Source organism: Acinetobacter sp. YH12201 (genome assembly GCF_013418145.1).
GTDB lineage: Bacteria > Pseudomonadota > Gammaproteobacteria > Pseudomonadales > Moraxellaceae > Acinetobacter.
The window spans coordinates 1-22528 of the sequence record NZ_VPCP01000057.1; the positions used below are offsets into that span (position 1 = coordinate 1).

The following is a 22528-nucleotide window of genomic DNA, read 5'->3' on the forward strand; positions in this document are numbered from 1 at the left end:
CCATTTCGGTAAAAACTGGTCGAGGTACGCCAACCAAGCGTTTAAATTCAGAATCTGAAAAACGGTTTAAGTTCTGATATCTCATGAAACTTAGATTGAGGTGGTTTTGACTTTCGCAAGAGGTCTAGTACATGAAATAAGAAAATTATTGTATTAATAAAAGGCTAAAATTGAATTCTATTCAACTTTAACAGTCTGCGGACATTACATTACAAATTTGTTAAATTATACCTTATATATTATTTAAGTGTATGTTATTTATACTTTTTAGTGATTTTTTTTGCATTATTTATTTAATTTTTCTTTTTTGCAGTGACTCAAACCTAGAGCCATTTACATTTGCTCATAAAAAATCGATCGCCTGTAATCGAGCCTTAACATAGAAAGGGTTAATTTAAGTCCAGATTCCAAAGAATCTTTGTGAATTCACTCAACCATTTTTTCGATTTGCTAAAGGTAAAGATATGTCCGAAAGAAAAGTCGCATTTGTGACAGGGGCACTCGGTGGTATTGGTAGTGAGATTTGTCGTCAGCTGGTAAAGGCAAATTATAAAGTGATTGCAACGGTTGTGCCTCGAGAGGAAGACCGTGAAAAGCAGTGGTTAAAAAGTGAGGGATTCCAACAGGAAGATGTCCGTTTTGTCTTAACCGATCTGACCCATCATGCTGATGCGACGAGCGCAATCGAGGATGCGATACAGGCTGAAGGTCGCGTAGATGTGTTGGTGAATAATGCCGGCATCACACGCGATGCAACATTTAAGAAAATGTCCTTCGAACAGTGGTCACAGGTAATCGATACCAATTTAAAGACACTATTTACCGTGACCCATCCAGTCTTTAATCAAATGCTGGAGCAAAAGCAGGGACGCATTGTCAATATTAGTTCGGTCAATGGTCTGAAAGGACAGTTTGGTCAAGCGAATTATTCAGCCGCAAAAGCGGGCATGATCGGTTTTACCAAGGCTCTGGCTCAGGAAGGTGCACGTTCCAATGTTTGCGTGAATGTTGTAGCCCCGGGCTATACGGCAACACCGATGGTGACTGCCATGCGGGAAGAGGTCGTAAAAAGTATTGAAGACCAGATTCCTTTGCAGCGTCTTGCCCAGCCTGAAGAAATTGCAGCGGCAGTCATGTATCTGGTCGGTGAGTATGGCACCTATATTACGGGTGAAACCTTATCGATCAATGGCGGTTTATACATGCAATAAGTCCTGTGCTCACTGAGCCAGTTTTTTCATTTATTTTTTAACAATAACTAAATTTTAAGTACTATAAATCAATGGAGTAATACACATGCTATATGGCGATATCTTTTCAAACATGAATGCTCAGTACAAAAACATGTTTGAACCTTATGCAAAATTTAACAGTCTGGTGGCAAAAAATTTTGCGGATCTGACCAATTTACAACTCAATGCTGCACGTCATTATGCCGATATCACATTGTCGCAAGTCTTTGCCAACAGTGAAGTCAAAGACATGCAAAGTATGATCAATTGTGGCATGAAGCAAGTGGAAACCATGAGCAAACTCAGCCAGCAAATGATTGATGATGGCCAAAAACTGGCAAGCTTGGCCACTGAATTTAAAGCCGAGTTTGACAAGTTAGTTAGCGAATCGATGCCGAACAATAAATAACGGTTAACAGTCCTAATGAAGATTGAAGACTAGCGAGCGGGGAAGTGGAGATCACTTCCCCGTTTTTCGATTCCATTCCTGATAGGAAAGTGAGGAATGACCCAGTATGCGGAGTGGTGCAAATGCAGCAGAATCTTTTTCAGTTTAATCAGAACGTCCAGCGTTTTTTCGATGTCCATGAAGAAATCTGGAAGAAAGTACAAGAATTTTACTATGGCGATAATCCGCTCAATGATGCATTGAGCAAAGTCAACAGTGAAGATATGAACCTGTTCTTTCAGGCATTAACCAAAAATCCGGCACGCTTGATCGAGATGCATAGCAAATGGTGGATCGGTCAGATGCAGATTTACCAAAATATCATGCTGCGCAGTGTGAACAAGGATATCCAGCCTCTCGTGAAACCTGAGCCGGGTGATCGCCGTTTCAAGGATACACTTTGGCAAGAACCCAATTACGATCTCTTGACCCAGTCCTATCTGCATTTCAGTCAATTGGTACAAGAAATGCTGGATGAGGTCGAAGGCATCCCAGATAAAGTCCGCCAGCGTATCCACTTTTTCACCCGCCAAATGGTGAATGCCTTTTCTCCCGGCAATTTTTTATGGACCAATCCGGAAGTGATCCATCAGACGGTACAGGAACACGGGCAAAACCTGGTGCGTGGCATGGAAATTTTCCATGACGATATCATGAACAGTAGCAAATATCTGTCCGTACGTATGGTCAATAATGACTCGTTCCGTTTGGGAAAAGATCTGGCCTATACGCCAGGTGCGGTGGTCTTTGAAAATCCGGTTTTTCAATTGTTACAGTATGAAGCGACCACTGAAACTGTATATCAGACGCCTATTTTGCTCATCCCGCCTTTTATTAATAAATATTATATTCTGGATTTGCGTGAGCAGAATTCTTTTGTGAACTGGTTACGTCAGCAAGGGCACAGCGTATTTTTAATGTCCTGGCGTAATCCGGGAGCTGAACAAAAGGACATGCACTTTGAGGACCTGATTACCTCCGGTACGGTTGAGGCGATGCGTGTCATTGAGGAAATGACCGGAGAAAAAGAGGTCAATGCTATTGGTTATTGTATCGGTGGTGCGGTGCTTGCTGCGACGCAGGCGTACTATGTGGCGAAACGCCTGAAGAATCGCGTCAAGAGTGCCACCTATCTGGCCACAATGTTGGACTTTGACAATCCAGGCAGTTTGGGTGCTTTTATTAATGAGCCGGTCATTCAAGGGATTGAAACTTTGAATCAACAGGTGGGCTATTTTGATGGCCGTATGTTGGCGGTGACCTTTAGTCTGTTACGCGAAAATACCCTGTACTGGAACTATTACATTGAAAATTACCTGAAGGGCAAACATCCGTCCGACTTTGATATTTTGTACTGGAATAGTGATGGCACCAATATTGCCGCACATGTGCACAATTTCCTGGTACGCAATCTGTACCTCAATAACGAACTGATTCAGCCGAATAAGATCAAGATCAATGGTGTGGGTTTAAATCTGTCGAAAGTGAAAACACCGAACTTTTTTATCTCGACCCAGGAAGATCATATTGCACTATGGGATACGTGCTTTAAAGGATCTACCTATCTGGGGGGTGAAAGCACGCTGGTACTCGGCGAATCTGGACATGTGGCAGGCATTGTCAATCCGCCAAACCGCAACAAGTATGGCTGTTATACCAATAATATACCTTATGAAAACCCGAAACAGTGGCTGGCAGATGCCCAGTTCCATCCAGAATCCTGGTGGTTACGCTGGCAGGAATGGATCGCACCTTATACCGGCGATCAGGTTCCAGCGCGTACATTAGGTAGTGCAACTTATCCTGTCAAGGAAGCTGCACCGGGCAGTTATGTACAGGTCAGTCTGTTTTAGCATTTAGGTATTCTCACTGCCGGCCAATCGTATGGGGGCAGGAGTATCAAGCAAGACATGCGTTAAAAAATAGGAAATAAAATGAAACAAGTTGTGATTGTTGCCGCAAAACGTACCGCGATTGGAAGTTTTTTGGGTGGCCTGGCTAGCGTCAGTGCACCGCAGTTAGGAAAGGTAGTGATTGCTGCGGTATTAGACGCTGCCGGAATAAAGCCAGAACAGGTAGATCAGGTCATTATGGGGAATGTGTTGACTGCAGGTGTGGGACAAAATCCGGCACGTCAGGCGGCAATTGCAGCGGGTATTCCGGTTTCAGTACCCGCTTCGACCTTGAATGTGGTGTGTGGTTCTGGACTGCGCGCTGTTCATTTGGCCGCACAGGCCATTGCCACTGGTGAAGCCGATATTGTCGTGGCAGGGGGGCAGGAGTCGATGTCACAAAGTGCCCATATTATCCAGATGCGTAACGGACAGAAGATGGGCAATGCGCAATTGGTGGATAGCATGGTCTATGATGGTCTGACCGATGTGTATAACCAGTATCACATGGGAATGACTGCTGAGAATATTGTGGAAAAACTGTCGATTAGCCGTGAAGATCAGGATGCTTTGGCACTATCTTCTCAGCAGCGTGCAGTTAAAGCACAGGTGGAAGGGAAATTTGACGCAGAAATTGTGCCAGTGCAAGTGCCACAACGTAAAGGTGATCCGCTAGTTTTTGATCGTGATGAATATATCAAACCCGAAACGAATCAACAAAGTTTAGCTAAGCTGCGTCCAGCCTTTAAAAAGGATGGAACGGTGACTGCAGGTAATGCCTCAGGGATTAATGATGGCGCAGCAGCCGTATTGGTGATGAGTGCCGATAAAGCAGCAGAGCTTGGTTTACAGCCACTAGCAAAAATTAAAGCCTATAGCCTGTCTGGTATTGAGCCGGAAGTGATGGGACTTGGTCCTGTAAATGCTGTGAGAAAAACATTAGAAAAAGCAAGCTGGTCTTTGGACGAGGTTGATCTGGTAGAAGCCAATGAAGCCTTTGCCGCACAAGCTTTAGGAGTGTCGAAAGAACTGGGCCTCAATATGAAAAAGGTTAATATTAACGGCGGGGCCATTGCTTTAGGCCATCCGATTGGAGCCTCAGGCTGTCGAATTTTGGTCACTCTGTTACATGAAATGCAACGTGGCGAAAAGAAAAAAGGACTGGCGACCTTATGTATTGGTGGTGGAATGGGCGTTGCATTAGCGGTTGAGCGATCTTAAAAATTATTTCTGATTGCGAGAAGCTTTGTTGCATAAAGATTTTTAAGCCTACACGTCCCTCACATATTTTGACCAGTGTGCTGTATATTGGTCACTTTTTGGCAACAGGAGTCGCTGCTAAAAATTTATGATCATTTACTAAGTCCCCACTTAAAAATACTATGCGGGGACTTACATCAAGCTAATTGTATCGATTATTTAGGAGGTGCTTTAACCGATACTTACTGAATTAAAACAGCATCTTATATTTTTCTAGCAAAACTGTCATCAATCATTCATAACGATGTAATGTACAAAAATTAGTCTAATCAAAATTTTAACAAACATTAAAAAATATGAAGACTTTAAAACCACATACCTTATGTCTCAGCTTGGCTTTATTAGGCTGTTCGTTTCCAAGTTATGCACAACTCATGTTCAGTCAATATATTGATGGTTCCTCTAACCGTAAAGGATTAGAAATTTATAATCCTGATGGTAGTACAGTAAATTTAGCAGATTATGAAATTCAGCAATTTAGCAATGGATCAACCACTAAGTCAGCAGCTTTTCCATTACAAGGTACATTGGCAAGCAAAACAAAATACGTTATTGGTCGCTCAGAATTACAGACGGAAATTGGTTCTAAAGTTGATCAGGTTGCAGGACTTTCTTTTAATGGGGATGATGCACTTGTCCTGCTGTATAAAGGTACGCCAATAGATCGTTTTGGTCGAGTGGGGGAAGATCCAGGCACTGGTTGGGGAGTCAGTTTTAGTAGTTATCAAAATAGTTTGTCACGTACTAAAACTTCAAATAATGTCACTTCGATCGATCCTGCAGCAGCATTTGAGTTAGAAAGCCAATGGTCTAAATGGTCTGAACGAAATGCATTCAACAGTTACTTAGGTGCAGTCAATACTGAATCTACCTTGGCTGAAATCAGTTGCAGTACGGCCGATACGCCAATTGCAGACTTACAAACCGCTGCACTCAATCAGCAATATATCGTTCGTGGAGTCATCACTGCTGATTATCGTTACCAAAATGGTTTTTCCGGGTTTTATATTCAATCCCCAGACAGTAAAGCTAAACTTGGCTTAAGCAACGCCATTTTTGTATATTTACCCGCAAGTAGTACAGTGACTGGTGGAAAAGTAGGTGAAGAGGTTATTTTTAAAGGTCGTCTTACTTCTTATCAGAACCAGCTACAGATCGATCAACTCAGCAGTAATATTCAAACCTGTAATCAACAAGCTGAAAATCTGGTTAGCGCCACTCCTTTACAATTGCCCTTCTCAAGTTTGACGGATGCAGAAGGTCATAGCCCTAAACGATATCAAGGGATGCTGGTCAAAATACCGCAGACTTTAACCATTAGTGAAAATTATAATTATGGGCGATATGGTGAGCTATCCTTAAGCTTGGGGCGCTTATATATTCCAACCAATTTATATCCAGCAAAATCACTTGAAGCCGTCAATTTGGCCAAACAAAATTTATTGTCAAAAATTATCCTGGATGATGGTTATAACAATCAAAATAGAACCCCATGGCTGCCGCAAAACTTTAATGCATTAAACACTTTAAGAAGTGGCTATCAGTTGAAAAATGTTGAAGGGATTTTGGAATATCGCTTTAATACATGGCGTATTCAACCTATTTTAAATAAAACACAGCCTGAAATCATTAAAGACTCAAATTTAAGAACAACAGTACCCGCAAAAGAGTCCAGACAAATTCGTGCCGCTGCTTTTAATGTATTGAATTATGATAATGGTACCACCCAAGGTTTTCCTACGGAACGCGGTGCAACCTCACAATCCGAGTTTAACAAACAGCATCAGAAAATCGTGACTGCTTTGAAAGCGATTGATGCAGATGTTTATGGATTAATGGAAATTGCAAACAATGGCTATGATGATAAAAGTGCAGTCGCTTACCTCAGCAAAGCTTTAGGTGCCGATTGGAAATATATCATTCCACCGAAGATGACCAAACTGGGTACAGATGCAATTGCTGTGGCTATTATTTATAACAGTAAGCGCGTTAAAACCGTGGGAGAACCCGCGGTCTATGATGATCAGACTCAAAAGAACCGGGTAACGATGGCACAAAGCTTCCAGTCTTTATCTGGCGGGAAAATTTTTACGATTATACCGAATCATTTGAAATCTAAAGGCAGTTGTCCTGATGATAAAACTTCGTTAGATGCTGATCAAGGTGATGGACAGGGCTGTTGGAACGCGACACGTTTAACAGCAGTACAAAAATTGATGCAGTGGATTGCAACGAATCCGACCAAAGTGAATAACCCCAATTATTTACTGGTCGGTGACATGAATAGTTACGCTAAAGAAGACCCAATATTGGCATTTGAAAAAGCCAATTATAAGGTTTTGCTAAATGATGAAAAAATTGGTCAGGGTAAAGCAGCCTATAGTTATATTTTTGGCGTAGCCAGTGATACTAATGGCAATGGCGGTTCAGGAAACTTAGATCATGCCATTGCCGATGCGAACTTATACCCAAGGGTGAAGCGTGCTTTTGCATGGCACATCAATGCGGATGAGCCGACAGCTTTAGATTATAATGAAGAATATAAAACACAAGAGCAAATCACAGCATTCTATAGCGATAATGCATTCCGTTCTTCCGATCATGATCCTGTGATTGTCGATATGGACCTCAATGAGAATGTAGCAAACACTCCTGATAGCACTGAAATAAGTGGTGGCAGCATGGGAGTATGGTCAATTTTTGCATTAGCCGGGCTTGTTTTAGTTTCCACTCTACGCAGACGTAAATTGAGTTGATTGAATAAAGTATCAATTTAAAAAACTGAAGACATATAGCGGATGGCTGAATTGCTGAGCACATCAAGACATTCTTAAATGATAGGTTTCGATAATAGCTCTATGCTAGGATCTTTAGAATTTTTTTGTTGATTTAATCGATAAGGAGAAATATAAAATTTCTCCTTATTTTATTGTGCGGAAAATAGCTAAATTCATGAATTTTAAACAATAGTCCCACATTATTTATGATTAAATTATGATCAAAATGGTATGGCTATGACCTTTAAAAATAGAAGCATTCAATATTCAAGTATCACATGCAGTCTATTCGTTTCCAGTATATTTTTAGCAGGGTGTAATAATGATACTAAAGACAGTACCAGTATAACGCCTATCATTCAATCTGAACCGCTGGAAGTAAATGTATTGCATATTAACGACAGCCATTCACATTTGGATGAAGAAAGTACCAAATTACTGCTGGAAACCTCTGTAGGTAATCGCGAGCCAATCCAGGTTTCAAATGGCGGATTTGCACGAGTTGCGGCACTGATGAATAGCCTAGCCAGTACGGAGAAAAACCCGATAAAAATTCATTCAGGAGATGCCATCACTGGCGATTTGTACTTTACTTTAAAAGAAGGTGAAGCCGAAGCAGATCTCATGAATACGGTATGCTTCGATACGTTAACATTAGGCAATCATGAATTTGATAATACCGATGAAGGCTTAAAAAAATTTATTGGTTTCTTGAATAATAAAGGTCGCTGTAAAAATAAAACACAAGTTTTAAGTGCCAATGTCGAGTTTGGAAAAACCTCAGCACTCTACCAGACTGATCTGGTAAAACCTTATACCATTATGGACAAAGAAGGGCAAAAAATTGGCTTAATCGGTCTAACGATTGCTGATAAAACCAAGAATGCCTCTCGTCCGAATGCAGATACCATTTTTAAAGATGAATTAACCACTGCACAAAACTATATTGATCAGCTCAAGCAACAAGGCATTAATAAGATTATTGTACAGTCTCATTTAGGCTATGGCATGGATAAAGCACTGGCTGCACAATTGTCTGGTGTTGATGTCATTGTGGGTGGTGATTCACATACCTTGCTGGCAGATGCAAAGCTGAAAAACTATGGAATGAGTCCAGAAGGAAACTACCCAACAACCCTAAAAAATAAAGATGGTGAACAGGTTTGTGTTGTACAAGCATGGCAATATGCCTATGTGGTTGGTCAATTAAAAGTAAATTTTGATGCCAACGGAAAAGTTCAAGCATGTACCGGCAAAGCAAATGTATTAATTGGAGATGATTTTAAGCGCAGTGCTAAAGATGCTCCAGCCCTGAATACTACTGAATTGGATGTGATTAAAAAAGATATTGAAAGCAGTAACAGCTTGCGTATTATTCAACCTAATGCTGCAGCTTTAGCTATCCTGGAACCGTATAAAGTTGCTAAAAATTTATTGGGCAAGGAAATTGTTGCCAATGCCCAAGAAAATCTATGCCTGCGTCGTGTACCCGGAACGACAAAAGATACCTCACGTTCCACGTTAGGGGACATCTGTAATAAATCAGATTTTACCAACCAACATGGCGGTGATGTGCAACAACTCGTGGCTGAAGCATTTTTGCAACAAGGTAAAAAGTATTTTAATGCCGATATCTCGATCCAAAATGGCGGTGGTGTCAGGGTAGATCTTCCCCAAGGTGATATTTCTGTAGAGAAAATTTATACGGTATTGCCATTTAAAAACACATTGGTGCAATTGAAGGCGACTGGGCTAGAAATTAAAAATGTACTTGAAGATGCGATGGATGCAGTCGTAAATAACAATACCGGTAGTTATCCCTACGCGGGTGGACTGCAGTGGGATGTAGATTTATCCAAAACCAAAGGTCAACGGATATCCAACTTAAAAGTTCGCAATGCACAAGGAATTTATGAAGCTTTAAATCCAGACCAGACCTATCAGGTGATTACCATTAATTTTCTGGCAGATGGTCAAGATTTTTATAGCAGTTTTAAAAATATCACTGGTGAACGACGTGTAGAGGTGGGACTGGATTATGCTGAAGCCTTCTTGGATTATGCAAAAAATGAAAAAGTGTTGAAACGCTTAGCTGTTGAACGCTACAGTACGCAGACTTATAAAGAATAAGCTGACTTGATTAGTCCGGGTCAGCCGAATGATGACTGACTCGGAGCATGTAGAGCCTGTAAATCATTATAGTCAAGTTCCAAATCTGGTCTTGGTCAATTTTTCCATTTTTTATCGTATGCGAGCATACTCCAAAATATTGTGCAGTTTTGTCTTTAAAATTTTTGAATATCTTCAGCCTTCTACTGTAATAGAATCCTACTCAATGAGGTTGCTTATAATTGCTTGTTGTATCATGGTGCTGAGATAGTGACTTGATTTATGCATTTCATGCTGATCAGATTTATCTTTAGGATTCTTTTGTGGCTGAAGATCCTCTTGATTTGCTTGATTTGTCTGTTCTTCAGCTCTTTTAGATTCCGATTCATCTTTGGGGTGCTGTTGCTTGGTCATTTTATTTATCCTTTTCAAAAATTATAAAATTACCGATTGTTTAACCGACCCAATTAGAATGCGCGGACGCAAAAAAAAGAGATAGTTTTATATTGTATTGGCTTTGTTGCACCAAAGTTCTCTGGATATTTACTATTAAAAAATGGCGAAGCCGTATATATCACAGCAATTATTGGTGTAATCAGAGTCGGATACGATGAAACACTGGAAAATGTCATCGAAAGAGCAGATCAATCCATGCATATGGGAAAACAGCAAGGACATGACAAGACAGTATTTGCATGATCAAATTGAGTGTACAGAACTAAGTTTGTAATTGTCGAGTCACCCCAAATGACCTCATCCTTCGAGATTTAGCCCAACCTTCATGTTGCCTATACCCAAAAACCATTCAAGAACTGTTCTCAGCATTAACGTTCAGCCAGTACTTTTGATAATCTTTTGGTATGGGCAATTAATCGGTCCAGCCAGCGTTTTGCTGCCAGCAGTTTTAAGCTTCTGGCTGCACTCAGCCGGTTCAAAGTGGCATATTGCATCACTTCCTCACGTAAGGCTGTCCGATGCTCATCGCTCCACTGTTTGAGATTGGTCACTTCCTGCTTAAAATTCTCAATCTTTTCAGCATTTTCTAAAAAATCCGGATGGCTGACATAATGCTCGAGAATATTTAAAAAATCTAAAGCCACTTGATAAATCTGTGGTTGGGTTCGAATAGCCAGTGCATAGGGAACACCTTCCAGATCACTGCGTAGAACCCGAATATACACCATCATCCTTAATAAAGAGGTCAGTCGCTGTTTATCCTGTTGATATTCTGGAACGACTATTTTTTCTAAATACGCCTCTAGATACTCAATCTCTTGATCTAATTGTTGTAATTGTTTTGGGCTCAGATTGACGCCTTCCTGAAATGCACGACGTAATATCTCAAACATCTGAATCAGGATTTGATAAGTCACTTTTTCTGCAGCAATGATGGCCACACTTGGAATGTCCAGATTGGATTCATCCAGAATTTCTAGGGCACCGGACTTTTTCTGCGGTAAAAACTTACAAATGAGCTGATTAAAGGGATGGATCAAGGGCATAAAAATACATGCGCCGATTAAGCTAAATAAAGTATGAAATGCTGCCACAATGACGACTTCATCCCATTCAGCAATATATTGAACATGACGGTAGGCCCAGTTAAATAAGGGAATCAACAAAAAGAAAGCAAATATCGCACTGACCACATTAAAAACCACATGCACCGCTGCAGTCCGCTTGGCATTCACCGAGCCGCCAATCACAGCCAGTACTGCGGTTGCCACTGTCCCGATATTTTGTCCAATCACCAGTAACAAGGCTTGCTGCAGATCAATCGCAGTACTGGCTAAAGCTGCTAAAGTCGCGGTAATAGCGGCACTGGAAGACTGCAGCAAGACTGTCATGATCAGTCCGATCCAGACCAGAAACAGTTTCTGCCAGAATGAATCATAGTGAAAAATGGACAAATCGACTTGTTGAGCAAGACCTGACATCGCAAGCTGTAATTGCTCAATCCCAAAGAAAATTAGGCCAAAACCTGCAAGCGCAAAACCGAATAAGGCCAAACGCCCATGTGTTAATAATTTGAGCAACGCACCTACAGCAATCAGAGGTAAGGCAAAAGTGGTGATAGAAAATTTCACCCCGAGTAAAGCCACCATCCAGCCGGTACTGGTCGTTCCGATATTGGCCCCTATAATCACCCCAATCGCCTGGGAGAAACTCAATACTCCAGCTCCGACAAAACCGATAGTCGCCAGCGTCGTCGCTGTAGAAGACTGGACAATCAAGGTCAGACCAATACCAGAACATAGTGATTTCAACGGTGTTCCGGTAAATTTGGTCAGCCATAGCCGTAAGGTTTCACCAGCCATGTCCTTAAGACTGTCGGTCATTAAAATCATGCCAATCAAGAATAAACCAATACCGCCACAGAGCTGAGCAATAACTTCGAGCACAATTTTCCCAAGGTGTTTTTAGCATCAGCATACCGTCTGATCCAGGCGATGTCATTAACTACAATCCGAGGATAGGATTTGGTCATAGGGATTTTGATCACGGGTTGAGCTCAAAAGCCCGATAGCACTGCAATAAAATACAATCCAGGTAAAAAAATCACAAAATATTCATCTGCATTTTTTTAAAATGATGTCGGTCAGCTTGATCTGACCAAAATACACAGAGACATAAATTTAAATTTTATCGCTCAATTTTTATTTTAAAAATCAAAGCAATCAGGGGTATGTGGTGCGTCAAGTAATTGAATATGTAGGAGCGGACCTGTCACGGATCATTGAAATGGCTTGGGAAGATCGAACGCCTTTTGAAGCCATCCAGCGTGAGTTTGGTTTGAATGAAGCGGCGGTGATCCGCTTGATGCGGAAAAATATGAAAGCATCAAGTTTTAAAATGTGGCGTGAACGGGTCACCGGCCGAAAAACCAAACATCTGCAACTGCGTTCACCCGATGTCATTCGGGCCTATTGTTCACGGCAGTATAAACGTTTCTAAGCACTTTGTTTTGGCCGCTGTCTGGACTCACGTTTACATCGTTCAGAACAGTATCTGACTTCCTCCCAGCAGCGTTGCCATTTTTTGCGCCAAGTAAAAGGGCGCAAGCAGTGGATACATATTTTTTCAGGGAGATGCTGTTTTTTCATCGTTTATAACTCATTGATCTGGCTAAGGAGCTGCTGGGCATGGCTTATAATCTGCTGCCGATCTTTAAGTTTATCCAGCTGCTGATAGATCATGCCCATACGTGGATGATTGCGGAATATCGCTTCATGCCGGATCATGAAATACCAGTACAGGCTGTTAAACGGACAGCTGTCCGGCTCGGTACGGGTTTTGACATTGTAGCTACAGTGCTTGCAGTAATCTGACATCTTATGGATGTAATTACCCGAAGCCGCATAAGGTTTGCTGGCCATCAAGCCTCCATCGGCATGCATCACCATGCCCAGCGTGTTCGGCAGTTCTACCCATGCATAGGCATCGGCATAGACGGCCAGATACCACTCGCTGATCTGCTCCGGGTCTACACCAGTTAACAGGGCAAAATTGCCGGTCACCATCAGACGCTGGATATGATGCGCATAGGCATGCTGAAAGGTATTGCGGAAACACTCCGCCATACAGTTCATCCGGGTACGGCCGGTCCAGTAAAATTGTGGCAGTGGGGCTGAGTGCTGCAGTGCATTACGGTTGGCATATTCCGGCATGTACAGCCAGTAAATCCCGCGGACATATTCGCGCCAGCCGAGAATCTGCCGGATAAAACCTTCCACTGCATTTAACGGTGCATGACCGGCATGGTGGGCAGCTTCTGCTGCATCACAGACTTCTCTGGGCAGCAGCAGGCCGCAGTTCAAATAAGGCGAGAGCAAGCTGTGAAACAGCGTGTCTGCCCCCTGAACCATGGCATCCTGATAGTCGCCAAAATAAGGTAAACTGTGATCAATGAAATGCTGCAATACAAGCAGGGCATTACTACGTGTGGTGGCCCAGCGGAAATCGTCAAGGCTGCCAGGGTGATTGGGAAATTCGTATTCAACCAGTTGCAGCACCTCCAGATCAATCTGATCGCGTTCAAAATGCAGTGGTGTAGGCAATGGCGGACTGCCTGACCAGGCCTTGCGATTGGCACTGTCATAGTTCCACTGTTGTCCTACAGGCTGCTGTCCCTGCATCAAATAGCTGGTCTGCTTGCGCATTTCCCGATAAAAATATTCCATACGCAGTGTCTGGTAGCGGCTGGCCCATTTCCGGAACTGCTCTGGACTACAGAAAAAACGGTTATCATTCAGGCACTGTACCGGCAGTTGCAGCTGCTGGCTCCAGTGCTGTTCAATCTGCTGCTGCAAGCGGTATTCACCGCAGTGGGTTATCACCAGTTCTGTGACGGGAAATAGCTGTTGCTGCGCCTGCACGAAATCCAGCAGGCTACGAATCGGACTAGCAGGTTGAAAGGTGTGATAACGTACACGCCAGCCTTCAGCTTTGAGCTCTTTGGCAAAATGACGCATGGCACTAAAAATCAGGGCAATTTTCTGCGGATGATGGTTGACATATGTGACTTCCTCAACAACTTCAGCCATCAGGATCACATCCCGGGTACGGTCCAGCGCCTTGAGTGTAGCAAGCTGATGATGAAGCTGGTCACCCAGAATTAAACCGAAACGCATACTGATCTCAGAACCCGTGAAAGATAGCGTAGTCTAAATATAGTGACTTCAATTTTTTGTGAAAATATCGATCAGTAAAGTGATCCTAGACAATATTGTGGACAACCGATTCCTCTAAATTCTTAAAATATTTCTGTTCAAAGGTTTCAGGACTGAACAGTCCCGTAAAAGCTATTGCTAGATCCAGATTTTGAATATTCCCCCATAAAAATACCCCCTCTGAATGAAATATAAAGAGGGGATATCAAATTGACTCACTCAATTTTATTAGTTTGGGAACAATTTATTTCCACAAGACAAGCGAACAATTAATGAGTTGGTTCGTCCGCTTTTACGCCTTTTTGGTACAAAGTATAGATATAAATTGGAATATTTAAGTCTTCTAAGTGCTTATAGATCAGTGGGCGTACATCTTCCCAGTCTAAACTGCCAACGCCTGTTGCAAGACGTGGTAACGCTAAACTTTCAATCTTCTCTTCTTCAATCAACTCTTTTAAGTTTTTCAAAGTACGGTTGACATATTCTGTCGATGCTTTACCTGGTTTGGAACCATTATCATAAGCCGCTTCTTGTGTCATCAGGTTGACGATACGTTGACCTTCAGCATTCACCCATGTCCATTGTTCTCCCGCTTTAGGGTGATTAATATGGCAATAGTTACGGAAGTCTTTGTATAAGGCCGGCCAGTATTCACGCAGACTTAAAGCTAAACCTGTTGCAAAGTTATCATTTGGTGCAACACCGTGGGCAATTGCACGTGCATTACTCAGTAAAATATCTCCAGATACTTCATAAATCATAGATTTGACTCCTGTTTTAATGGTCTTGTTAAACTTCTCTTCTATATTCATTCTAGCTAGTCATTGCTATTTTTCTATCTAATTTAATAACCACTAAGTCTTTGCTAATTAATAAATTTTATAAAAATTTATGTTATAATTTTACAGGTAGAGCAATCCCATTTTTATTAAAAATTAGCATCAAAAAATTAATAAATTGGTTTAAAAATCAACCTATAAGTTGCTATATTCAGATTAGCATTCTTTTCTGAAACTGGGTCTCATATCTGCTGCATTTGTTCTTAGACTTAAGTGCAATATAATTGAATCATTGGGTTTTTAAACCGAAAGAAAAAAGTTATGTTTCACTGGATGCTTACGTTTGTGCTAATTATTTTTACTAATATTCAGCCAAAAATTATAAAAAAGAATACTCGTATTAATTCTTTAAAGCTGCTCTCATCAAAAGAAATAAGCAAACACATACTGCCATAACCAAAGCAATAAGCGCATTACTCCCAAAATCACTGCTACATAGGCATGTAAGATCAAATAAGCAAAGCTAATCCAGCCACTTGCTCCATTGACCTCACTACCTTGATATTCGCACAACAGTACAAAAGCTACGGCAAATATTTCCATCATAATCATTGTATTCAAAACCCACGACCAAGGAAAATGCAGCAACCATACCCAAGCAATAAAAAGCAGAGCAACCGTGAGTAAAATCTTACTGAGCTGCCCCAATACTTGTAATTCCCTACCCGATTTATTCTGCATCTGTTTCCCTATCTAATCTTATTGAAGAAAGCTTATAGCATCATTATTTTGGGCACTGTTGCAAATAGGAATCTGAATCGATGATCTCCCTTTAAAAAAAGCTTAGAGACCAGACACCCTGTTGATTAGACACACTTCACCCTGAAAATTCCCATAATAAAATGACGAAGCCTGACCTTTATGTAGTGCATGCATGACCTCAATGCCCTTAATGGTAGCGTAAGCTGTTTTCATGGATTTAAACCCCAGCATGGCACTAATGATGCGCTTTAACTTACCATGATCGCATTCAATCACGTTATTGTGATATTTAATCTGCCTGTGCTCAAGGGTGGGCGGACATTTTCCTTCCTGTTTTAACCGTGATAAAGCACTTCCTGATGTTCACGATAGCTAATGCCATATTTACAATACCAGCGTACAGCCAAAAAAATGATTTCGCCCTGAAAATGCCGACGATGGAAGGGATTCATATGCTTAACCTGTAACTAAAAACGATTTAGCTTACCATTAGCGGCTATTTGCAACAGTGCCATCGGCAGTGTGGCAAGTGTCGGGGTATTGGCACCTGCCAAACCACCAATCGTCATCACCATCACTGAAACGGTCTGGAATAAAGATTGTGAGCTAGCCAGGATAAAACCTGACGGTGCATGGTATTTGCAGCATAAGAGCGAAACCTAAATTTTTGGTGAATAAGCAACGAATGAGAGTTTTGGTATACAGTCGGTACAACCCAAAACTGGACTTGACCAGATTTCATTCTTGAATAAGTTTGCTGTGCCTGTTTCAGTGGGAATGTTTCATTCAACCATTTCCAAGTTGCCAAACCGGCTAACCTATATGACTTTTTAGATCTTGTGCAAAATGAGCTATCGTATTTCATACGTGTTGTTGAATACGCTGAATACCCACCTGAGCAGCATCAATTGCCCCTGCCAAATAGCCTGAATAGTGTCGTGACCATTCGCTGGCAATCCCAATAATACGGTTTGTCCCAATATGGTCATTCGGGGTATTTTCAGGTGCCATTCCATGAGAGCTAGCAGGGTTTTTCCAGTCTTCTTCGGTAGCGGTGAAAATGTCTGTTGACCAGTCTTTGATATATTCATCTTCGGGTGTTGCCGCCTCTAAACCAAACAGGCGAATCAGTTGTGCCCGACAATGTGCCATAAGCTCATGTTCACTGACTTTCTGGCGGACATTTGCAGGAATACCCAAGAAACCAAATAATGCAGCATAACCGTTAGATGTAGATGCATCGTGGATTTCACCCATAGGACCTACATGGCTACTGGCTTGACCAGACAAGCCCTGTTTTCTCCAAAATGCTTCAGGATAAACTGCTACATACTTGGCATGAGGTGCCATCCATGTAGCGGTCTTGTTCCACTGGCTCAATAGAGATGAAGGCAAGGCTGGAGAGAATAAAATCTGTTGAGCAGTGAGGCGAGGTGCTAGGGCAATCAGAACGTAATTCGCTTCAACACGCGTTTCGCTGCCGACTTGGTCTTGGCTGGTTAAATGAATACGTTCATGTTCCTGTTGGGTAATATGTGTGACCTGTTGTTGAGTCAGAATTTTTTGTGCAGGAATCTGTTGGGCTAAACCATGAATCAGGCTGCTCATTCCTCCCTCAAGGCGAATCGATTGCGTTGATTCCCATGGACTCGATAACTGTACCGGTGCTATTCCCCGTTTTTTTTCAAAGACGAACCTACCTGTATCAAACTGTTCATAAAAGGGAAGTTTGAGTTGTTGAACCAGTTGCATGAGTTCAGGGTTGAGTTCAGGCCAGATCCATGTTGCACCTAAATCAAATCCCTGCTCTGAATACACACGACCGCCTAAACGATCTCTTGCTTCTAATACAATATAGTCTGTGATTTTGGCTTGTTCCAGTAAATAAGCAGCATATAGACCACTTAACCCTGCACCAATAATCGCAATCTTGGTCTGGATCATGACTGCTGCTCCACAAAATTTTGCGCAGAGGAAAGGTGGCCTGTTTTTACATACAGCGTTGCACCTGCTGCACTCGCGTAAAAGTGATGACTGCTTTGAATTGGTAAACGAACCCATGAACCTGCCAGAAAAGTTTCCCCGTTCATAATCAATTCACCCTGTATAACCAGAAGCTCTATACCCTTCAAGCTGTGTTCATCAAAGTTTTGATGTGGTTTAAGTTTTTCGAGATAGGTATGTTCATTATGAGATACATATAAGGGACAAATCAGACGTTGACCGATTGTTTGCCAGTTTTCAGACGCATGAGTATTGATACGTATCGTCTCGGTATGATCTTTGCTCATTTGCATGAGTTTGACAAAAATGAGTGTGCCATCTTCACTGGATGGGGTGTGTTTTGAACCGTCTGGATTGCGTAAATACCAGCCTGCTGGATAATGCTGATGGCCATTTTCAGTGAATGTTCCTGAAAGCACTAAAATTTCTTCACCTAAAGGATGCTCATGCTCTGGAAACATGGTTTGCGGTGCATAACGAACCAGACTGGTGGCACGGGCGGTTTCATTCCCCACTCGATCCAGCATGACCCGTTCAACTTCACCACGAGGTGATTTGACCCATTGATAATCGTTGGGTTTAACCACAGCCATCTGGGAAAAATCAGCATTAATCAACATGCTTTGTCTCATCCATTGTAATTTCTTTACCAATACCTGCACCACCACCAGTAACAATCACTACTTTCAAAGAAAATCTATTCATGACAATACGATCCTTTATCAAGTTGAATTTTTGCCCTGACATGTGCATGCTGTATGTCGTTCGTATAGATTGATTTTATGATTCATGTCTTATATAAACAAACGAGATAATCTTTTAATGATTGATAGAAAATCTTTAGAATGAAAACACCTGTATATCTCAATGCATTAAGGGCCTTTGAAGCCAGTGCCAGGCATCACAGTTTTTCGGCTGCTGCTGCCGAGCTGAATGTTACCCCTGCAGCAGTTGGGCAACTGGTTAAAAGTCTGGAAGATTATTTGGGTATCACCCTGTTTCAGCGAAGCACAGGGGGGAAGGCCCGCTTAATGGCAACTGAAGCAGCATTGATGGCATTGCCTGATATTCGTGCTGGGTTTGATAGGCTGACACTTGGAATGAAAAAATTACAGGCTCAAACCTCGACAGGAGTGTTAACCGTTGCCATTAGTCCAGCCTTTGCAGCGAAATGGTTACTACCAAGAATTGATAACTTTCAACAAGCCTATCCTGATATTGATATTCGACTGGATACCAATTTAAAGCCTGTGGATTTTGGTCGTCATGGAATTGATATTGCGGTGCGATATGGACAGGGGAGCTGGCCAGGATTAGTTGCAGAGAAATTAATGGATGAGGAGGTTTTTCCTGTCTGCTCACCAGCCTTTTATCAAAAATATCAGCAACAGTTACAACACGCTAAGAATTTATTAAATCTACCGTTAATCCATGATTTAACCATGGATGCCCATTCAGGTTTTACCACTTGGAATACATGGTTACAGTACAATCAGATTAGTAATCAACAGGTCCAGCGAGGGTTAAAAATCAATAATTCGGCTGCGGTATTACAGGCAGCCATAGATGGACATGGAATTGCTTTGGCGAGAAGTGTCATGGCAGCAGATGATTTAAAAACAGGACGTTTGCGGCGTTTATATCCAGAAATGAAATGCTCTTCCACATTGGCCTATCATATAGTGTATCGAGAAGAATGTCAGAATATGCCAAAACTGGTAGCATTTAAAATATGGTTGATGGGTGAAGCACTATGAATCAAACTACTTGCACTATTACAAATTGGACTGCTCCCAGTATCCTAGACATAAGGTAGCTCAGATAAAATGTGTCTAGGATACTAGGGCGTGTCCTCATTTGGCTTTGCACCAAATAAATATACAGGCTATACGGATCATAGATTTATAATTGCGTGCTAGTTTATCAAATCGAGTTGCAATAGCACGGAAATGTTTTAATCTCGCAAAAGCATTTTCAACTAAATGTCTTAATTTATATAGATATTTATCAAATTCCTTATTCGATCTCTTACTGTTTGATCTCAATGGAATAATGGGAATCATATTCTTGTTCTTGGCACACATTCTAATGTGCTCAGCATCATACCCCTTGTCAGCAATGAGATAAGTTGCCTCGCCTACAATATCAATCAGTTGTTTTGCAACTTGACTGTCGTGGACGTCACCCCCAGTGATTTTAAAATCAATCGGTAATCCATTCGCGTCGGTTGCAAGATGTATTTTTGTTGTTCGTCCACCGCGTGATTGTCCAATTGCTCTTTCGAAACCATGCCGAGCTCCACTTGCATGTTGATGCACGCGTATGTAGCTTCCATCAATGAATACCCATTCCTGATCCAGAATGCCTCGTAATCTAAAAAAAATTTATCCCATAATCCCTTACTTGCCCAGCGATTAAAGCGATTGTAAGCAGTTTGCCAAGGGCAAAGTTCTTAAGGAATATCACGCCATGTCGCACCCGTACGTAGTTTCCATAAGATGGCTTCCATGATATTTCTACTGTTTTTTGAACAGTAACAACCGTGTAATCGCATAGTATCTTGAATTTGCTGCCAAATATCATCGGTGAGAAGAGTACGTGCCATTGAAAAAATATAGAGATGAAAAGAGCTTAAAGGAGGATTTTAAGTATTTAAAAACAATTCTTCAAATGAGGACACGCCCTAGTAATAGTCCAATATTATTTTTGTACCTGTTGAGGATAGTTCAAGAAATACACATCATAGTTACGGTAGTGCAATACTTGAGCATGAGGATTGCTATTTTTATAAGAGTTGGTACGAGCCAAGATCACGACCGGTTGTCCTGATTGTACTTTCTGAGCAAGATTTTTTTCAGACCAGCGATACTGTTTACGTTCAGGTTCAAACAGAAGACCATCTTTAATTTGAAATGCAGAACTGTCGAGACCAACATGTTCCCAGTCATCCACCAGATATACAGGTTTTTGTAAATTCATCAAGAATGGCACATCGTAAAAATAATAGTTGTAAAATGCGATGGTCGCATCAGGCGTTATATATTTCTGGAATGAAACTTGGGTGGCGTTGTTTTTTTGATCCAGAATTTTCACACCAAAACTGATGCTCATACATAGCACGACAACTGCAGCCAACACCAGTTTGAAATGAGAAATAAGCTGCTTTTGATAAGCAAGCATGAATAAAATAATGGAAATTATAACCGAGCCGCCGAGCCAGTACAGTTGTTCCATATTCACATTATTCAGGAACGATTTATCCTGTGCCCATACCGGTAATGTTGCAAAAGCAATACCAATAATTAGGACAAAAAATGTAGGTGACCATATCTGAAATTTATTAGCACGCTGATTTGCTAGTACACTATCAACCATAGTGGCAATTAAGATCGCTAAAGGAGCAGTTGCTGGCAAAATGTAACCTACCAGTTTTGATGGTGGAATAGAGAAAAATACCGTGACAGAGATAAACCACCATACCACCAAGATAAAAATTGGCTGACTAAGTTGCTGGGTTAAAGCTTGTTTAGAAAACTTGAACTGTGAAACAAATAACCAAGGCAAAAAGCTGAACATCAAGCAAAGCAGATAAAATGGCCATGGTTGCTGGTTGTTAAACTGATCGGAACTGAAGCGGCTAAATTGCTGGTCAATAAAGAAGTATTGCAGGAATGCCGGATACTTGAGATGAGCCAGATAAATCCATGGCATGGCAATCGTCAGGGTGAGTAGACCAAGGGAATTTCACCCTTAGCCCCTCGCAGAACCGGACATGAACCTCTCAGCTCATCCGGCTCCCATTATCCAACCGATGGTAAACATCCCATTTTCCAGTGCACAAAGGCATTTGGAAAATCACGCGCAAGTCGCCCTAAGGCATATCTAGCCCGTCTTTTATGACGGGCCAAGTTTTTGTACTTACGCCTCATCCAGCGTATAAGATAAGCATTCATGTGTTGCCAGATCGCTGACATTGCTGAACCATGGAATCGACCATAGTATTGCTGCCAACCTTGAAGAATTGGATTGAATATTGCAGATAAATCACTTAATTCGCGATTACACATCAGATGTAGATGCCATTTCCGAATAGTCTGTCGCATTGCTTTAAGTGCATCACGACTGACTGCAGGAGAGAAATTTACATAAACTCTTTTATACTTGTCCACAGCCTTACGGGGCCTAAACGTGTACCCGAGAAAAGTAAATTGAACATCGGGATATGCTTTACGACGATTAATATCTTGGCAATAAACAATCTTTGTCTTGTCTGGATGCAATTCGAGACCACATTCACGAAATCGTGCATCGATCTTTTGTAAAACAAGTTTGGCTTGAGATAAACTCCGACAATGAATTACGCCATCATCTGCATAACGGCAGAACCGTACACTTTGAAGATGTTTCGTAATCCACATATCAAAAGCATAATGCATAAATAAATTCGCCAATAAAGGACTCACAACACCACCTTGTGGTGTGCCGCGATTCCTTTCTAAAAGATGGCCATTTATGTGTTGCATTGGTGCTTTTAACCAACGTTGCACATATAAAAGAATCCATGGAATTTCACAGTGTTTCTTGAGTGCACGCAT

At 41.5% G+C, this 22528-nt stretch carries 18 protein-coding genes and 4 pseudogenes; 8 read left to right on the forward strand and 14 right to left on the reverse strand.

Translation table 11 applies throughout. The annotated features are described in order from the left end of the window. A pseudogene (locus FTU91_RS11355) lies at nt 1-85 on the reverse strand (IS5/IS1182 family transposase); the annotation flags it as partial. Between the two features lie 379 nt (nt 86-464). Here FTU91_RS11355 and FTU91_RS11360 point away from each other — a divergent pair. From FTU91_RS11360 to FTU91_RS11385, 6 genes are all read left to right on the forward strand, one after another. Continuing rightward, complete coding sequence (locus FTU91_RS11360) at nt 465-1211, forward strand: beta-ketoacyl-ACP reductase (RefSeq protein WP_092819548.1); 747 nt, start codon at nt 465-467, stop codon at nt 1209-1211. 85 nt (nt 1212-1296) lie between these two features. Next, on the forward strand, nt 1297-1641 hold the full coding sequence (locus tag FTU91_RS11365; RefSeq protein ID WP_086197569.1) for a phasin family protein: 345 nt from the start codon (nt 1297-1299) through the stop codon (nt 1639-1641). A gap of 122 nt (nt 1642-1763) precedes the next feature. Continuing rightward, on the forward strand, nt 1764-3533 hold the full coding sequence (phaC, locus tag FTU91_RS11370; protein WP_180082211.1) for a class I poly(R)-hydroxyalkanoic acid synthase: 1770 nt from the start codon (nt 1764-1766) through the stop codon (nt 3531-3533). An 81-nt stretch (nt 3534-3614) separates the two neighbouring features. Beyond that, nucleotides 3615-4793: an acetyl-CoA C-acetyltransferase gene (locus FTU91_RS11375; protein ID WP_180082212.1), complete on the forward strand. Its 1179-nt coding sequence runs from the start codon at nt 3615-3617 to the stop codon at nt 4791-4793. A gap of 335 nt (nt 4794-5128) precedes the next feature. Beyond that, nucleotides 5129-7588, forward strand: coding sequence for an ExeM/NucH family extracellular endonuclease (locus tag FTU91_RS11380; protein WP_180082213.1), 2460 nt, complete (start codon nt 5129-5131; stop codon nt 7586-7588). Between the two features lie 258 nt (nt 7589-7846). Beyond that, a complete protein-coding gene (locus FTU91_RS11385) occupies nt 7847-9739 on the forward strand; it encodes a bifunctional UDP-sugar hydrolase/5'-nucleotidase (protein WP_180082219.1) in 1893 nt (630 codons plus the stop codon). Nucleotides 9740-9937: 198 nt separating this feature from the next. On the opposite strand, the gene FTU91_RS11390 is transcribed toward FTU91_RS11385, so the two are convergent. After that, a complete protein-coding gene (locus FTU91_RS11390) occupies nt 9938-10132 on the reverse strand; it encodes a hypothetical protein (protein ID WP_257221720.1) in 195 nt (64 codons plus the stop codon). Between the two features lie 410 nt (nt 10133-10542). Next, nucleotides 10543-12120, reverse strand: coding sequence for a Na/Pi symporter (locus FTU91_RS11395; RefSeq protein WP_180044449.1), 1578 nt, complete (start codon nt 12118-12120; stop codon nt 10543-10545). Between the two features lie 289 nt (nt 12121-12409). Here FTU91_RS11395 and FTU91_RS11400 point away from each other — a divergent pair, with 289 nt between their 5' ends. Further along, entirely contained in the window at nt 12410-12673 is a 264-nt protein-coding gene (locus FTU91_RS11400) for a TIGR03643 family protein (protein WP_071852191.1), read from the forward strand. Here FTU91_RS11400 and FTU91_RS11405 read toward each other — a convergent pair. The 8 genes and pseudogenes from FTU91_RS11405 to FTU91_RS11440 all read right to left on the reverse strand — a co-directional run bounded on the left by FTU91_RS11405 (nt 12670) and on the right by FTU91_RS11440 (nt 18553). Then, complete coding sequence (locus FTU91_RS11405) at nt 12670-12822, reverse strand: DUF2256 domain-containing protein (protein ID WP_086197563.1); 153 nt, start codon at nt 12820-12822, stop codon at nt 12670-12672. The genes FTU91_RS11400 and FTU91_RS11405 overlap by 4 nt on opposite strands. A 3-nt stretch (nt 12823-12825) precedes the next feature. Continuing rightward, nucleotides 12826-14349, reverse strand: a complete 1524-nt coding sequence (locus FTU91_RS11410) for a cryptochrome/photolyase family protein (RefSeq protein ID WP_180082214.1) — start codon at nt 14347-14349, stop codon at nt 12826-12828. A 308-nt stretch (nt 14350-14657) separates the two neighbouring features. Further along, nucleotides 14658-15149, reverse strand: a complete 492-nt coding sequence (locus tag FTU91_RS11415) for a macro domain-containing protein (RefSeq protein ID WP_086197561.1) — start codon at nt 15147-15149, stop codon at nt 14658-14660. Between the two features lie 441 nt (nt 15150-15590). Beyond that, nucleotides 15591-15908 carry a hypothetical protein gene (locus tag FTU91_RS16615; RefSeq protein ID WP_251992257.1) on the reverse strand — a complete coding sequence of 106 codons (318 nt, stop codon included), beginning with the start codon at nt 15906-15908 and terminating at the stop codon, nt 15591-15593. Nucleotides 15909-16010: 102 nt separating this feature from the next. Further along, nucleotides 16011-16381, reverse strand: a pseudogene (locus FTU91_RS11425) (DDE-type integrase/transposase/recombinase). A 51-nt stretch (nt 16382-16432) separates the two neighbouring features. Further along, nucleotides 16433-16563: pseudogene (locus FTU91_RS11430) on the reverse strand (MFS transporter); the annotation flags it as partial. A gap of 227 nt (nt 16564-16790) precedes the next feature. Further along, the gene (locus FTU91_RS11435) at nt 16791-17873 is read right to left on the reverse strand and encodes an FAD-dependent oxidoreductase (protein WP_180082215.1); all 1083 of its coding nucleotides are present in this window, start codon (nt 17871-17873) and stop codon (nt 16791-16793) included. Next, nucleotides 17870-18553 carry a cupin domain-containing protein gene (locus FTU91_RS11440; protein WP_180082216.1) on the reverse strand — a complete coding sequence of 228 codons (684 nt, stop codon included), beginning with the start codon at nt 18551-18553 and terminating at the stop codon, nt 17870-17872. The genes FTU91_RS11435 and FTU91_RS11440 overlap by 4 nt, the downstream gene beginning before the upstream one ends. Nucleotides 18554-18778: 225 nt before the next feature. On the opposite strand from FTU91_RS11440, the gene gcvA reads away from it, so the two are divergent. After that, on the forward strand, nt 18779-19690 hold the full coding sequence (gcvA, locus tag FTU91_RS11445; RefSeq protein ID WP_180082217.1) for a transcriptional regulator GcvA: 912 nt from the start codon (nt 18779-18781) through the stop codon (nt 19688-19690). Between the two features lie 96 nt (nt 19691-19786). Here gcvA and FTU91_RS11450 read toward each other — a convergent pair. The 3 genes and pseudogenes from FTU91_RS11450 to FTU91_RS11460 form a co-directional block, all read right to left on the reverse strand. Further along, nucleotides 19787-20538, reverse strand: a pseudogene (locus FTU91_RS11450) (IS5 family transposase). Nucleotides 20539-20633: 95 nt separating this feature from the next. Continuing rightward, nucleotides 20634-21644 carry a hypothetical protein gene (locus tag FTU91_RS11455; RefSeq protein ID WP_180082218.1) on the reverse strand — a complete coding sequence of 337 codons (1011 nt, stop codon included), beginning with the start codon at nt 21642-21644 and terminating at the stop codon, nt 20634-20636. Nucleotides 21645-21733: 89 nt separating this feature from the next. Next, a partial coding sequence (locus tag FTU91_RS11460) for a reverse transcriptase domain-containing protein (protein ID WP_257221721.1) occupies nt 21734-22528 on the reverse strand: 795 nt, incomplete at its 5' end.